Here is a 13515-nt window from a genome sequence, read left to right on the forward strand (position 1 = left end):
CGGCGGTCGCCGGCAGGCGGGATCAGCGGGGGCGAGCTCGGAGCGCGAGGCGCTATGGCGTCGGTGGGTTGGCCCGGGGCGGATCCCACCAGCCGTCGGGCGCCGGGCGGGTGATCAGGTCGGTGGTGGGGATGTGCCGGTCGGGGGTGCAGGCGGCGAACGGCCCGGCCTGCCCCATCAGCAGCGGCTGGTGATGGTCGAGCCGTTCCCGGCACCACAGCTCGATCCCCAGCGGCTGGGTGCGCAGGTGCTCCCAGCTGCGCCACAGCGATTCCAGGCGCACGATCGCCTCGGGGTGGTCCCACCAGGCCGCGCACCACCGGTACGCGCCGCCGTGCTGCCGGGCATAGATCAGGGAGAAGTGCTCGACCACCCAGGACTCCAGATCCGGGTACCGCAGTTCGACCTCGGCCGGCGTCTTCGCCTCGGCGGGCTGCGCACCGGAGTTGGAGATCAGGGTTTCGAGTTCTTCGACTGTTCCTTCCAGGGTGTACAGCCGGGCGTCGGCGGTGTCGTAGTCCAGGCGCAGCTGAGCGACCTCGGCGGTCAGGATCTCCTCGGGGTCGGCCATGGTCAGTCCTGCGGGAAGGCGAGCTGGGCCCGCTCCTTGAGGTCGGAGGTCGCCGCGGCGACGTCGGCGGTGATCTGCTGGGCGTTCGGCCCGGTCTGCCAGGGCAGCAGCTTGAGCTTCGCCGCCATGCAGCCGGTCGCCAGCAGCAGGCTGGTGAACGTCTCCAGCTCGCGGATCTGCGCGGGCGTCAGCTTGCGTTCCTTGCGCAGCGACACCGATTCGGTGACCTCGCCGCGCTGCCCCCGCGACAGTGAGGCCACGGTGACGTCATGGTCGCCGATCAGCCGGGAGACGGTCTCGCCGAACCGCTCGTCGTCGGTGCCGGCCCCGACCAGTTTGATCGTCGCGGCCGACCACAGCGCCTTCATCCCCGTCTCGCCCCACACGCCGACGCCTTGGGCGTAGTTCTGCAGCACGCAGATCGGGATGATGCCCCGGCCGCCGAGGTGGGAGTACTGCGCGGGAAGGTCGGCGATCTTGCAGATGTTCCCGGCCTCATCGAGGACCAGGACGATCGGAACCGACAACCGTCCGCCCTGGACCTCGGCGTGCCGGGTCGCGGTGCGCATCACCGCGTCGGTGAGCGCGGCGACCAGCGGCGCGGCCGAGCCCCCGGAGTCCTTGCTGAGCAGGTACAGGGTGTCGTGCGGGCTGGTGACGAATTTCCACGGGTTGAACTGGGGGATGTTGCCCCGCCGCGGCGGCGTCACCCAGGCCATGATCGCCGGGTTGCGCAGGCACCGGGCGCCGATGCGGGCGGTGCCGTAGATCCCGGTCTTGGTCTCCCAGGCCAGGTGCTGCGTGCCGCGCAGACCGGCGGCGACCGCCCCGAACTCGGGCCTGGCCTCCAGGATCTCCACCGGCTCGGGGGTGTCGTCGGTCAGCCACTGGTAGACGTCCGCGAGGGTCTTGCCGGACAGGGCGGCGGCGAGGATCAGCGCGGACAGCAGCTCCGAGGCGCCGGGCCCCCAGATGTCGCGGCTCTTCTCGTCGTTGACGGTCAGGACGAAGTGACTGGCGAGTCGTTCGGCGTCCTCGACGGTGCTGATGCCCTGCAGCGGGTTCCACCACCAGGTCCGCGGCATGAACGCCACCGCCTGCGGGTCGAACACCCACACCGTCGAGTCGGGCCGCCGTCCCCGGGCCGCCATCGTCGTCAGCAGCAGGTCGGAACGGTTGGACGTGGCGACGACCGGCCCGGGTGCGGCCAGCACGATCGGCGTGGCCAGCGACGTCGTCTTACCCGTCCGCGGACCCATGAACACCAGGCACGCATCTTCCCAGCTCGCGCGGATCGGCACCCCGAACCGGGACAGGGCACCGAGCAGGATCCCGGTGTCATCGGCCTTGAGCTCCTTGGCGGGTACTGCGGCGAGGTCCGGGCGCAGCCGCCGGGCGGAGGCCGCCGACCCGGCGGGCGTGAGCCGGGCGATGTCCCGGGGCCGGGCCAGCGCGGCTTCCCCATCACCAGGGGTCGGAAGGCGGCGGGCGATCTGCCGCCACACCACCACGACGATCGTGATCAGCGCGGTGAGCAGCACCGCGCCGACGGCGACCACCAGTGGCACCGGCACCCCGGGCCACAGCGTGGCGGTGTGCCCGGCGATCAGGTCGGCGAGGAACGCCTTCCCGAACTCCGGCCCCGTCGACCAGCCGTGCCCGGACAGCACGGCCGCGATCCGGCCCGCGAGCCACACCAGCCCGCCGAGCCCGACCGCGCCGCCGACCGCGCCCATGATCAGCCACGGGGTCAAGGGGCCTCGCGGGGCGGCGGTCGGCCGTACCGCCCTCACTGCGAGCCCACTTCGGGCACGGCGGCATCGCTGCCGGGCTGCGGCTCTTCACCGAGAAGGACGCGGGGTCTGGGTGCTGAATTGATCACCCGATCGACGCTTCCTGCCCAAGATCAGCCCCGGTAGGCGTCACGGTGGGTCAGGGTGAGATAGACCCTGCCCCGGTCAGGTGATATTCGTGACGGACGATGCGTCCTGTGGCGGGTACGGCTTCGGCCCGCCGGAGGACCGGCGGGCCGAAGCTATGCGTTCTTCAGGACGTCAGTTCGCGGCGCGTACCCCACCGGACTGCGATACGGCGGCCCCGGGTGTCGGCGCCGTCGACGACCCCGCGCTCATCCGGTGCTCGCTTGCAGGAGTCGCACGGCGGCATCGGTGTCGTACAGCCACGACTCGTCATCGACCAGGGAAAGCTCCACGGGGATGCCGATCCGCTCGCCGGTTTTGATCAGGTACTTGCCCCTGCCGGGATGCACCGCACCGGGCAGCCACGTCTCGGGTGCCGCCCACGACCGGACCAGCCCCGCCTCGGGGTCCGTTAGCAGCATGATCTCCCGGATGCGCTCGACCTCCTTGGCCGGCAATCCAGCCATGATGACGATCGCTGCCCGTTCGATGAACCCCTTCGCTTTCGCCTTGTCCTCGTCGCGGCCGAGGGCTTCCAGGTCGATGACCGAGTGCGTCGACATCAGGCTGGCCATCCCGAGGTGCCGGTTCAACCTGGTGAGCGCGTCGGCGAGCTCGACCAGGCCCGGGGCGCCCCGGATCACCCGCCACAGCTCATCCAGGATGGCAAGGAAGGTCCGCTGCGGGGCCAGGCCCTGTTCGGCGAGCGCGGCGGCGGCGTCCACGCACGCGTACCCATAGGCCCAGCAGCACAACATCGCCGCGGCGACCAGGGTGTCCCCGGCCCCGGCCAGGGCGGAGATGTCCATCGACACCGCCGGCGCGTCCAAGTTCACGGCCGTGGTGGTCGGCCCGTCGAACAGCCCCTTCAGCGAGCCGTCGCACAGCAGGGTCAGCGTGAAGACCATGTCCCGCGCGCTGTCCATGTAGGACTCGGCGTTGTCGGTCCATGCCGCGTCGAGGAGTTCGGCGGGGCACTCGCGGATCAGGGCCAGCACGTCCGGGATGGTCGGGTCGCGGTCGAGCTTGCTGGTCAGGATGTCCAGCGCCCGGCCGAGGATGACGTGCTCGACGTTCTTCACCGGGCCGCCGCGGACCAGGGTGCACAGCGCGATCAACAGGTCGAGGCGGCGGCCACGGATCTCCAGCCGGAGCCGTTCGGCCTCGCGGCCGGTCATCCGGGCCATCGCCTGGCCCAGCGGCCCGGCGTCGAGCGGGTTGATGGTGTCGAGCCCCCTGCCGACGCGGATCACCTGGCCGCCTAGGTACTCCACGAGCCGGGTGTACTCGCCCTTCGTGTCGCCCAGGATCAGCGCCCGGGTGCCGAATGACGTCATCCCCATGACCAGCCGCTTGGTGATCGCGCTCTTGCCGGAGCCGGGCTGGCCGACCAGGAAGATGCCCGGGTTGGTGGTCAGGCCCGCGCGCATCCAGGCCAGCGGGTCCATGCACACGACCTCGCCCCACAGCATGTGCCGGCCGATGGGCACGCCGGTGACGGGCGACCCGCTCCCGGCGACGTACGGAAACAACCCGCAGACCTGCGTGGTGGTGCCCTGATAGGACATGCCGGTCGGAATGTTCGCGGCGCGGCCGAGCCCCCGGCCCCGCCAGCCCCAGGCCGGGGCCAGCGGAACGGCCGGAGTGCGTGGTGCCTTGCGGGTCATCGCGGCCACCTCCTTGCCAGGTCGGCGGGGTTGATGCCCAGCGGCAGGGTGACGGCGAACCCGGCGGCCTGCGCCCGCCACGCCCGCCTAAGCCGGATCTTGGCCGTCTCCACGCGGGCTTCGATGTCGGCGACGGCGGCGTGCAGGTCATCGGGGTCGAGGACCGTCACGGTGCAGAACATGTTCACGTCGGTCATGCCGGCGCCGGCCGCCTCCTCGTGGGCGGACTGTTCGGCGCGCTGGCGGTCGGCGATCTCCCGGGCGGTCGCGTCCCGGCCTGCCCGGCGTGCGACCTCCGCGCGGAAATGCGCCGCGTTGACCTCGGACTCCAACTGCCGGGCGGCCTCGGCGGCGGTGGACGGCACGTACTGCAGCGTCACCCGCTTGGGGAACCGGCCCGGTGAGACCAGACGGGCGAGAACATCGGAGTTCACGGCCTGGCGTGGCGCCTCGTGCCAGGCCCAGGACACCGACACCCCGGAGTCGTGCTCGTAGCGGTCGTGGTGCTCCTGTGCAGCTACCGGCCCCGCATCAGCCCATGTCAGCAGCGCGGCCGGATCCGGCGACGCCAGTGCCCGGCTGATCGCCCCGCGCTCGGCCGGGTCGAAGGCCGTGCGGACCATCCCGACGAGCTCCGGGGCGCTGGCCCGACCGAGGACGGTCACCCCGCACGCGCCCAGCGAGCTGGTCAGCCCGTGCAGGGTGCGGGAGAACTCAGCCAGGGCATCGGGCAGTTCCTTCGGCCGAGCCGGCGAACTCGCCGGGTCGAAGGTGATCGAGACCCGGGTGTCCACCTGCGCCGCGGCGGCCGGCGACTGGCGGACCAGCTCACCCATCAGCCGCCGGGCGTTCTCCGGTGCGTCCGGATCCATCCGGGCCGCGACGTAGTCGGCGAGGGTGGATCCCGGGTCGGGGGCTGTGTCGATGGTGACGGTGACCCAGCGGATCGCTGACGCGTGCCCGAGGCTGGCGACCCAGGAACCCCAGTTCGCCACCCAGGCGTCAGCGTCGCCACGGTCAGCCAGCCACGTCGAGGACGAAGCGCAGCGCACCGTCGCGGTCAGCATCCCCGACCTCTGGTCCCACACCACGCCGTACTGCCCGCCCAGACCGTCTTCGGCCGACAGCAGCGACAGCGGGGCCAGGGCGCCGGGCAGGTCGAAGGCATGGTCGTGGGCGACCATCACCCCGCCGCGCCAGCTGGTGTGACCCCGCAGCCGGGTCCACCGCCACCGGATCCTCTCCTGTACCGCGTGAGACAGCGGAACACCGTCCCAGCGCACGATCGTGACCACGGCGACGATCAACGCCGGGCCAAGCATCCACAGCGCGGCCTTCAGCGACAGCGACGCCGTGCCCAGGACCGCCACGGCCGTGCCGAGCACGACGATCGAGGCCACCGGCCCGAGGCCGAACATGCCGATCCCGCGCGCCCGGCGCCACCCGCCGTATGTACGAACCTGCTCCGCAGTTGGCGCGGTCACTTGTCTCCCCCCTTAGTAGCTGCGTTGGTGGTGGCGTCCGCTGCGGACTTCGCCCCGCTCGCCAGGGCCTGCCCCGCGGCCACCGCGACACCCGCAGGACCCGCCGCGGCAGTACCGCCCCCGACCTTGCCCGCGGCTGCGGCATTCGCGCCCGGTGCGCTGAGCCCGCCCGGCTTGGCGGCAGGACCGCCCGGCGCTTGGGCTGCCGGAGCCGATGCCGCAGGCTTGCCGGGTGCGGCACCCTGCTTCGGTGGCTGCGGGGACTGCGGATTCGTGCTGCCGCCAACGTCGCCGGATCCGGTACCAGGTTTCGCGCCCGACGGCATACTGCGCTGCATCCAGCGCGCATGGTCAACCGGAGAAGAACCTCCACCTCCACCGCCGCCAGCTCCGCCGCCGCCGCCGAGCCAGGACGCGGCGTGCATCGCGCCTCCGGCGGCGGCCAACCCCGTGGCCAGGCCGCCGCCGGATGACTCGATCGCCCCGGGTGCCCAGGTGAAGAACTTCATCAGCGCGGGCATCGCGATGATGGCCAGCAGCAGCACCGCCAGGCCCATGAACTGGACCCGGGTGTCCTTCCCGCTGCCGATCATCACGAAGCCGACCTTGTAGACGAGCGCTGCAGCGGGCTTCCAACAGATCAGCGCCACACCCCAGCCGATGATCTTCCTCAGCCACGGGCGGGTCGCCGTGGTGAACTGTCCGGAGGCGGCGAGCACGATCACGCCGCTCAGGATGATCACGGAGCCCTCGCGGAACATCAACAGGAACGTCTGCACGATCGCGGCGAGGATGACGATGATGCCCAGGATGATCGTCAACCCCGGGTTGGAGACGTAGGCCATCGTCAGCGCATTCGTCAGGCGCTTGCCGAACATGTCCCCGTCCGGGGAGGACAACACCCAGGTGCTGAAGGCGTCGCCGGCCTTCAGCGCGGTGGCGGGACCGAAGACTCCGATGGCCGACCACAGCGCGACGTGCCACATGCCCCGGCCGATGTCGATCAGCGGGGCGGGCTTACGGGACAGGGCCATTCTCGTGCCCTGCCAGATGATGCCGGAGAACGCGACGATGAACGCGATGGGCAGGACCAGGCCGCGGATCTTCATCACGACGCTGTCCTCGCCCTCCAGGTTGATCGAGGGCACCGACAGCCACCAGGTCAGCATGGTCTTGATGACCGAGCCGGCGGCATCGGCCATCGCCTTGGCCAGGCCGTTGACCCCGGCACCGAACACGTCAGTGGGGCCGGGCAGGCATCCCAGAGGATCTTCGAATGGGTCGCAGGCCATGAGATGTCACCTCCTCGGTGGGAATGTCGTGTACCCGGCGGCACTGGTCACCGACGCGGCGGCGGTCTCCCACAGCCCGTTCGGCGGAGCGACCAGCCGCCAGTCGTTGTTGATCCATTGCACCTGCAGGCGGAAGTCGACCAGCGCGGGCGTTCCGGCCCGCGCCGGGCCGGTGAGCAGCAGCCGCAGGTAGGCCGTCTCGGGCGTGTAGGTCTCCACCCGGTAGCCGGTCAGCGTCGCCGCCGCCGCGCCGGTGGTGGTGGTCTGCTCGGTGGCGGCGAGCAGGGCGGCCTGATCCACGCCGGTGACCTGGTCGTTGATGGTCGGCCGGTAGATCTCGGGTCCGGCGGTGGCCACGCACCGGGCCATGATGTGCACACCGGCCAGCAGCGCGCCGGTCGGCGTGTGCGCGAAGCCCAGCGCCCGGCCGTCACGTTCGTTGCCTGGCCCCGATTTCGCGGACACCGGCAGTGCGACACCGTGCATGTCCGTCCAGCGCACATCCGACAGGTCCACCGTCGCGGCGGTCACCGCCGGAGCCGGCGACGCCGACATGGTGGCCGCGCCGGTCGGTGCGGGCGACCCGTTCGGGGTGGCGGTGCGGTTCGGCGCGTACAACGCCAGCCCGACACAGCCGAGCACCAGGACGGCGACGCCACCGAACAGCAACACCTTGCGGGAGGCAGAGTTCATCTCTGTGTCCTTACTGGAGGATGAGGGCCGCGAGTCCGGCCCCGGCTGAGGCTAGCGACAGGCCGCCAATGATCCACGGGATTCCCGACGCGCCGTCGGCTGCCATCGCCGATCGGTTCCGTCGACCGGCGATCATCATCACCGCCGAGATCGTGAACCCGACGCCGCCAGCCAGGAGCGCACCCCACTTCATCCAGCTCAGGAACAACTCGGCCGGCTTCTCCAGCCCCGGCGGAGGTGCGGGCGGCGGGTTGAGCGGGTTGGGTTCGAGGGCGAGGTACTGCAGGACTGTGTCGCGAATCATGACGGGATGCCTCCTTCGGGGGCTGCGAGCGCCGCGCGGATGCGCGCGAGCGCGGAGGTGACCGCCCGGGGAATCCGGGCAGACAGCGGGTCATCGAGGTAGCGCCACCGGCCCACGAACGGCACCCGCACGACCGCGGGCACCAGTGGCCCGAGCGTCACCAGGCGCCGGGTCGCCGTCATCGGTTCAGGCCACGGGCCGTCACCGACCACGACCAGAGCCAGCGCGGCGAGGCTGGGCTGCGCGCGCAGCGCGGCGAGGACGCTGACCGCAGCCCGGGAGCCATACGGCGTCCCCCGGGCCACCAGCAGCAGCCGCGCCTGCGGCGGAGGCGCCCAGCCTGTGGGCAGGTCCGGGAGTTCGAGTAGCCGCGCCAGGGTGCTCGCTCCAGCACCGCCGTGGCAGCCGTGAACGATCGGGCCCGATGGCGGGCCCGCCGGAAAGAACGTCACCGGGGAATGGGGAGCGGCGAAAGCCATGCCTTTGTCCTTTGTGGTCACTGGGCGTTGAGGTGATAGGGCGTCATGGAGTAGCCCGGAAAGTAGGGGTATGGGATGACGCGGTGCTTCGTGCCGCCGTCTCCGGCCTGCTCGAAGCCGACATAGGACCGGTGCGCGGCATCCGCCCAGCGCTCGAACAGCACGACGTGCCCCGCCGGCCCCGACGCCGGATTGATCAACATGTCGCCGGGCTGCAGCGCGGAGGCCGGGATCGGGGTGGAGCGCGCGGCCAGGCCGCCGGTGTCCAGGCCCGGCCCCGGGAGGCCGAGGGCCATGCTGACGTAGCCGGAGCAGTCGCGCCGGTAGCCGCCGAAGTAGGTCGACGGGTCGCTGGACGACAGGTACGGGACCGGCCCGCCCTGCCAGGCCGTCAGCCAGGTCGCCGCCCGCGCGAGCGAAGCCGTGGACGGGCTCGCGGCGTACTTGGGCAGCTTCTCCCTAATCAGGCGCGGATACTCGTGCGCCTGCCCGGCCGGCGGGACACCGTGGTTGGCCGAGACGCAGCCGCGCCCGCAGTTGTAACCGGCCAGCGCGATGTCGATCAGGTCGCCGGACAGCGAACGGTCGGCCAGGCCGCGGCGGGCGAACTCGACCAGGTCACACATCAACTTGCCCTGCGCCACGATCCCGTCCGCCGGGTCGAGGGGGTGATTGACGCCGTTGCCGTTGGCGTCAGCACCCCAGGTGGCGTAGGTGCCGAGCTGGAACTGCGCGACCCCGTAGGCGTCGCCGCCGCGTTCCGGCGGATTGTGGGCCACGGCATCCACGCGCCAGCCGGACTCCTGCTCGTCTTGGGCTGCGATCAGCGCGGGCGTGATGTCCTTGCAGGTCGTGCCGGCCCGAACCACCCACGCGACCAGGTCGGGCGGAACCGGGGCGTCAGCGCGCAGCGGCCCGCCGACCGTCCCCCAGGCCGACCCGGTACCCGCGTCGGCGGGATCGCCGGCCCCGAGGAACAGCACCATCACCAGCAGCGGCAGCACGAGGAACAGGGCGAGGATCCCGGCGACGGCGCCGGTCGCGGACTTGTTCATCGCACACCCACCCGCCGGTCGGCGCCGACGTCCAGCGCCGCCGGAGAGTCCGGGGCCGGGATGTGCCGGCGCCGGGCGGCCAGGGTGGCGGCGATGGTGGCGAACACGGAGGAGGCCAGCACGGCGACCGACGCTTGTGCTGCGGCCACCGGAACCAGCGCCGCCCAGCGCGGATCGGCGCTGGCGACCAGCTGCGGCAGCGCGCCGGAGTTGGCCGCGCACGCTCCGGCCGCCCAGCCGATCGCGGACGGGCGGTGCAGAAGCTTGCCCCAGGACAGCGCGACGATGCCGCCGGAGATCGCGCCGAAGGCGACCGCCAGGACGATGCCCGCCGGAGCCTGGCGCACCAGTGCGGACAGCGGGATGCTCCAGCCCAGCCCGAAAGACAGCACCGGCAGCAGCGGCGCGAGCAGCCCGCGCAGCGGGGCCCGAATAGCCGGGGCCACGTTGCCGGCGACGAGACCGACCAGCAGGGGCAGGACCGAGTCCAGCAGCAGCCGCCAGGACACCGCGCCCGCGCTGCCCCGCCACGCAGCGATCACGAGCAGCGGGATCAGCGGCCCGGAGCTGAGCGCGGCGGCCAGGCATCCGGCGGCCACGTCATCGGGCCCGCCGTACTTGCGGGCAATCGCCGCCCACATCGCGTACGAGTTCGACAGCCCGACCGCCAGCAACGTCAACAGCGGCACCCCGGCGATGCCGGAGTCGCCGAACGTCCAGCCGTAGGCCAGGATCATCGCGGCCGGCAGGATGGTCGTGCCCGCGAGCACCAGGGCGCTGCGCCCGGTGAGCCCGGCCAGCTCGCGGACCGAGATCTGCGCACCGACCGCGATGAGCAGCACCGCGATGCACGGGGTGGCCGCCTGGGTGAGCGCCGAGGTGATCGGCCCGAGAGCGTGCCGGTCGCACGCGGCCGACAGCACCGCCCCGGCCAGCAGTGGGACCAGGATGATCAGGCCCGGGATCCGGCCGAGCCGGGACACGGCGATCATGTCGCCACCCCGGTCACGTCAGCGCCGTCGCCGTCGTCGCTGGGCTGCCAGATCGGCGGCTCCAGCACGGCGGGGCAGCGTGCGAGCACGGCCGCGGCGACCTGGACCAGCGCGCCGGTTGTGCGCCGCCGCAGCGCCGACAGGTCGATCGGTTCCGGGTGCGCGAGGTGCGGGTCGTACGGGATGCGCAGCACCTCGGTTCCCCCGGCGCGCATCGCGCGGGTGATGGCCAGGGCCTCGCGGTCGACGCGCGGCGAGGTAGTCATCACGACGACGAGGGCGGTCGCGGTGACCTCGCCGAATCCTGCGTCGGCCAGCCGGACCAGCAGGTGCTGGACGTGGCGGAGGGAGTCGGCGGTGGCGCGGGCGACCAGGACCGGCGCGGTCGCCGACCACAGCGCGGCCCGTGCCCACTCGACGTCGGCGGTGGGCAGGTCCAGCAGGGTCGCGGAGTACCAGCGCCGGGCGCGGGCGATCACCGGCGCCAGGGCGTGGAAGGACGGCGTCGCGGCCAGCTCGCGCTCGCCGAGCAGCACGTCCAGGCCGCCGGATGCGCGCTGCACCAGGGGAATGAAGTCCTCGGGCGTGGTGAGCTGGTCGGCCTGCTCGGCGGCGTCGGTGGTGGTGGCCTGCGAGTGGAGGGTGACCCGGTGCGCCAGGCCGCCCCACGGCCGCATCGTCGCGTCGACGGCCAGGACCGGGCGGGGCGCGGCGGTGGCCAGCAGCCCGCCGAGTGCGGCGGTGAGGGTGGAACGGCCGGTGCCGCCATCGGTGCCCGACACGCAGATCAGCGCGCCGTTGGGCATCAGACCGGCGGCGCGGCCGAAGACGGTGTGCACGCCCGCCATGCGGCGCAGTGCGCGCGGGATCGGCCGGCTGGCCAGCGGCGGGAGAGCGGCGTCGGACCCGTGCTCGGGGGCGAGCACGTCCACCGGCGGGGTCGCCACGTCCCACAGCGGGCTGGCGGGGAGGTTCGCGCCGGCCGGGCCGGGCATCGTCTGAGGGACGCCCGACCCGGCCTTCTGGGTGATCGGTCCCCGGCTCATCGCAACCCACCTGCCACCACGCGGCGGCCCGCGGCCATCACTGGCTGCGGCCAGCCTGCGGCCGGACTCGCCCCCCGGCGTCCGGGCCGGTGGTGAACGAGATGGGTACGGGGTCTGCGCGCCGGATTGATCACCCGGTCGACGCTGCCCGCCCAAGATCGCCGCTGGTAGAGGTCACGGTGGGTCAGGGTGGGGCACGCGCCCCTGTGACCTGCGGATATGCATAGTTCCCGTTGGGGCTGGAGGTGGATACGACTTCGGCCCGCCGGAGGACCGGCGGGCCGAAGTCGAGGGTGTTGCTGCTGTCAGCCGGCGACCGGCACGTCACCAGGCTGCGGGGTTCCGACCGGCGGAGCGGGCGGAGTGGCCCCGGTGGTCGGCGCGGTCGGCGTCGGGCTCGGCGTGCCGGACGGGGCCGGGCTCGCCGTCGGCGAAGGGCTTCCGGTCGGTGACGGGGAGCCAGTGGGCTTGCCGGTCGGGGTCGGGCTGGGGCTGCCGGTCGGGTTCGGCGACGGGCTCCCGGTCGGGGAGCTGGTCGGCGTCGGTCCCGGGGTCGGCGCGGTGCCCGGCGCGCAGGTCGCCGAGGCGAGGCTGATGGTCTGCGCCTCGGTACCGGTCCCGGCCTTGATGGTGATCACCATCGCGGTGACCGTGCTCGACCCGTCCGCGTTCTTGCTGACCACGTTGTAGGCGACCGAGCCCTTCGTGCCCAGCTTCCCGGCCGGGGTACCCGAGACGGTGGAGGTCACCACGCCGTTGTCGCAGGACGCCGACGCCGACGACGCGGTGGCCAGGCCGCCGAGCGCGGAGAAACCGCTCACGGTGGCGCTGGACTTGCCGCCGCCGGCCTTCACCGTCGCCGAGGCGAGGGTGATCGTGCCGTCGGAGGAGCGCGCACCACCCGAGTTCGTCTTGACCGCCCCGTCGGTGCTCGACACCGCAGGCGTCGCCCCGATCGGGGCCGATCCGCTGGCGGAGACGCCGAACGCGGAGTCGTGGTAGCTGCCCGCGGCGGTCGCCGGGCCGCTGGCGAACAGGGCGGCCAGGCCGCCGGTGGCCACTGCGGCGGAGATACCGGCTGCGGCGAGGTTCTTCATGGTCTTGATCTGCACGGAATGTCCTCTGTGTCTAGTCGATGATGACGAGCGTGCCCAAGGGCGCGCTGAGTAGTGCTTTCATGGCGGCGTCGGGGATGCGCACGCAGCCGTGGCTGGCCCGGGTGCCCATCACGGACTCCGTCGGCCAGGTGTGCAGCGCCACGGTTGCGACGCCTCCGGCGAACTCGGTCAGCACGTCGCTGTGCGCGCCGAGCGGGAGGATGACGGGGCTGTAGCTCTGCTTCGGGTCCGTGATCGCCGCGAGCACGAAGGTTCGGCCGCGCGGGGTCGGGGTGGAGTCCTTACCGGGCGAGATCGGCCAGGTGCCGAACGGCTGGCCGTCGCGGATCACCTCGACGGTGAGCGCGTCCAGGTGCACGCGGACGAGGTACGGGGTGCGGGCGACCTGGACATCGGAGGCGGTAACCCAGCCGGTGGAGCCGTTGGGACGGCTGGGCAACAGCACCCGGATCCAGCCGAGTTGTTCGGTCACGATCGGCAGCCAGGTGTCGTTCGCGGCCTGCTTGTCTGGGAGCCGGCCGATGGGCGGCCCGCCCGGGGCGGCGTACACCGGGATCGGTTCCCGGTTGTGCACGACCCCGCCGCCGGTGACCGCCTGGCTGTCGGTGTCCGGCGGAGCGCCCGGCACGGTAGTCCAGGTCGTGATCTCCACCAGGGCCGCCAGCTCCTGTGCGGTGACCGGTCGGGCCGGTATCGGAGCCGGCCCGGACTCCGCCGCTGCCTGCGCGATGGCCGGGGCCGGGGCGACCTTCGCCGGCCGAGCCGGCGGGGTCACCTGGTCGAACACCAGCGCACCGGCGACGAACAGCACCGGGACGAGCCCGCAGGCGACGTACCCGACGATCTCGCGGATCCGGTGCATCTCTGTCTCCTGTGCGCTGGTGTCCACGTCGGC

13 protein-coding genes are annotated in these 13515 nt (G+C 72.4%); all 13 read right to left on the minus strand.

The features are described 5' to 3' along the window. Positions 1-52: 52 nt before the first annotated feature. The 13 genes from IW245_RS33075 to IW245_RS33135 all read right to left on the minus strand — a co-directional run bounded on the left by IW245_RS33075 (position 53) and on the right by IW245_RS33135 (position 13509). A complete protein-coding gene (locus IW245_RS33075; RefSeq protein WP_197007037.1) occupies positions 53-571 on the minus strand; it encodes a DUF4913 domain-containing protein in 519 nt (172 codons plus the stop codon). A 2-nt stretch (positions 572-573) separates the two neighbouring features. Beyond that, positions 574-2325 carry a type IV secretory system conjugative DNA transfer family protein gene (locus IW245_RS33080; protein WP_197007038.1) on the minus strand — a complete coding sequence of 584 codons (1752 nt, stop codon included), beginning with the start codon at positions 2323-2325 and terminating at the stop codon, positions 574-576. A gap of 374 nt (positions 2326-2699) precedes the next feature. Next, positions 2700-4157, minus strand: a complete 1458-nt coding sequence (locus IW245_RS33085) for a putative type IV secretion/conjugal transfer ATPase (RefSeq protein WP_197007039.1) — start codon at positions 4155-4157, stop codon at positions 2700-2702. Continuing rightward, on the minus strand, positions 4154-5641 hold the full coding sequence (locus IW245_RS33090; RefSeq protein WP_197007040.1) for an SCO6880 family protein: 1488 nt from the start codon (positions 5639-5641) through the stop codon (positions 4154-4156). Before IW245_RS33090 ends, IW245_RS33085 begins: the two co-directional genes overlap by 4 nt. Then, positions 5638-6843: a hypothetical protein gene (locus IW245_RS33095; protein ID WP_197007041.1), complete on the minus strand. Its 1206-nt coding sequence runs from the start codon at positions 6841-6843 to the stop codon at positions 5638-5640. The genes IW245_RS33090 and IW245_RS33095 overlap by 4 nt, the downstream gene beginning before the upstream one ends. A gap of 96 nt (positions 6844-6939) precedes the next feature. Further along, on the minus strand, positions 6940-7626 hold the full coding sequence (locus IW245_RS33100) for a DUF8175 domain-containg protein (protein ID WP_197007042.1): 687 nt from the start codon (positions 7624-7626) through the stop codon (positions 6940-6942). A gap of 10 nt (positions 7627-7636) precedes the next feature. After that, a complete protein-coding gene (locus IW245_RS33105; RefSeq protein ID WP_197007043.1) occupies positions 7637-7930 on the minus strand; it encodes a hypothetical protein in 294 nt (97 codons plus the stop codon). Beyond that, entirely contained in the window at positions 7927-8409 is a 483-nt protein-coding gene (locus IW245_RS33110) for a hypothetical protein (protein WP_197007044.1), read from the minus strand. The genes IW245_RS33105 and IW245_RS33110 overlap by 4 nt, the downstream gene beginning before the upstream one ends. Before the next feature lie 17 nt (positions 8410-8426). Continuing rightward, the gene (locus IW245_RS33115) at positions 8427-9464 is read right to left on the minus strand and encodes a hypothetical protein (RefSeq protein ID WP_197007045.1); all 1038 of its coding nucleotides are present in this window, start codon (positions 9462-9464) and stop codon (positions 8427-8429) included. Next, complete coding sequence (locus tag IW245_RS33120; protein WP_197007046.1) at positions 9461-10456, minus strand: 2-keto-3-deoxygluconate permease; 996 nt, start codon at positions 10454-10456, stop codon at positions 9461-9463. The genes IW245_RS33115 and IW245_RS33120 overlap by 4 nt, the downstream gene beginning before the upstream one ends. Continuing rightward, positions 10453-11502 (minus strand): CpaE/TadZ family protein, encoded by a 1050-nt coding sequence (locus IW245_RS33125; RefSeq protein ID WP_197007047.1) that lies wholly within the window; start codon positions 11500-11502, stop codon positions 10453-10455. The genes IW245_RS33120 and IW245_RS33125 overlap by 4 nt, the downstream gene beginning before the upstream one ends. A 305-nt stretch (positions 11503-11807) precedes the next feature. Then, a complete protein-coding gene (locus IW245_RS33130; protein ID WP_197007048.1) occupies positions 11808-12614 on the minus strand; it encodes a hypothetical protein in 807 nt (268 codons plus the stop codon). A gap of 16 nt (positions 12615-12630) precedes the next feature. Next, the gene (locus tag IW245_RS33135) at positions 12631-13509 is read right to left on the minus strand and encodes a L,D-transpeptidase (protein WP_197007049.1); all 879 of its coding nucleotides are present in this window, start codon (positions 13507-13509) and stop codon (positions 12631-12633) included. Between the last annotated feature and the right edge of the window lie 6 nt (positions 13510-13515).

It is taken from the genome of Longispora fulva (assembly GCF_015751905.1).
Lineage (GTDB): Bacteria > Actinomycetota > Actinomycetes > Mycobacteriales > Micromonosporaceae > Longispora > Longispora fulva.

Coding starts and splice junctions, on each gene's coding strand:
- IW245_RS33075 (WP_197007037.1), bottom strand. CDS start 571: ATGGCCGACCCCGAGGAGATCCTGACCGCCGAGGTCGCTCAGCTGCGC.
- IW245_RS33085 (WP_197007039.1), bottom strand. CDS start 4,157: ATGACCCGCAAGGCACCACGCACTCCGGCCGTTCCGCTGGCCCCGGCC.
- IW245_RS33095 (WP_197007041.1), bottom strand. CDS start 6,843: ATGGCCGATGCCGCCGGCTCGGTCATCAAGACCATGCTGACCTGGTGG.
- IW245_RS33100 (WP_197007042.1), bottom strand. CDS start 7,626: ATGAACTCTGCCTCCCGCAAGGTGTTGCTGTTCGGTGGCGTCGCCGTC.
- IW245_RS33105 (WP_197007043.1), bottom strand. CDS start 7,930: ATGATTCGCGACACAGTCCTGCAGTACCTCGCCCTCGAACCCAACCCG.
- IW245_RS33110 (WP_197007044.1), bottom strand. CDS start 8,409: ATGGCTTTCGCCGCTCCCCATTCCCCGGTGACGTTCTTTCCGGCGGGC.
- IW245_RS33115 (WP_197007045.1), bottom strand. CDS start 9,464: ATGAACAAGTCCGCGACCGGCGCCGTCGCCGGGATCCTCGCCCTGTTC.
- IW245_RS33120 (WP_197007046.1), bottom strand. CDS start 10,456: ATGATCGCCGTGTCCCGGCTCGGCCGGATCCCGGGCCTGATCATCCTG.
- IW245_RS33125 (WP_197007047.1), bottom strand. CDS start 11,502: ATGAGCCGGGGACCGATCACCCAGAAGGCCGGGTCGGGCGTCCCTCAG.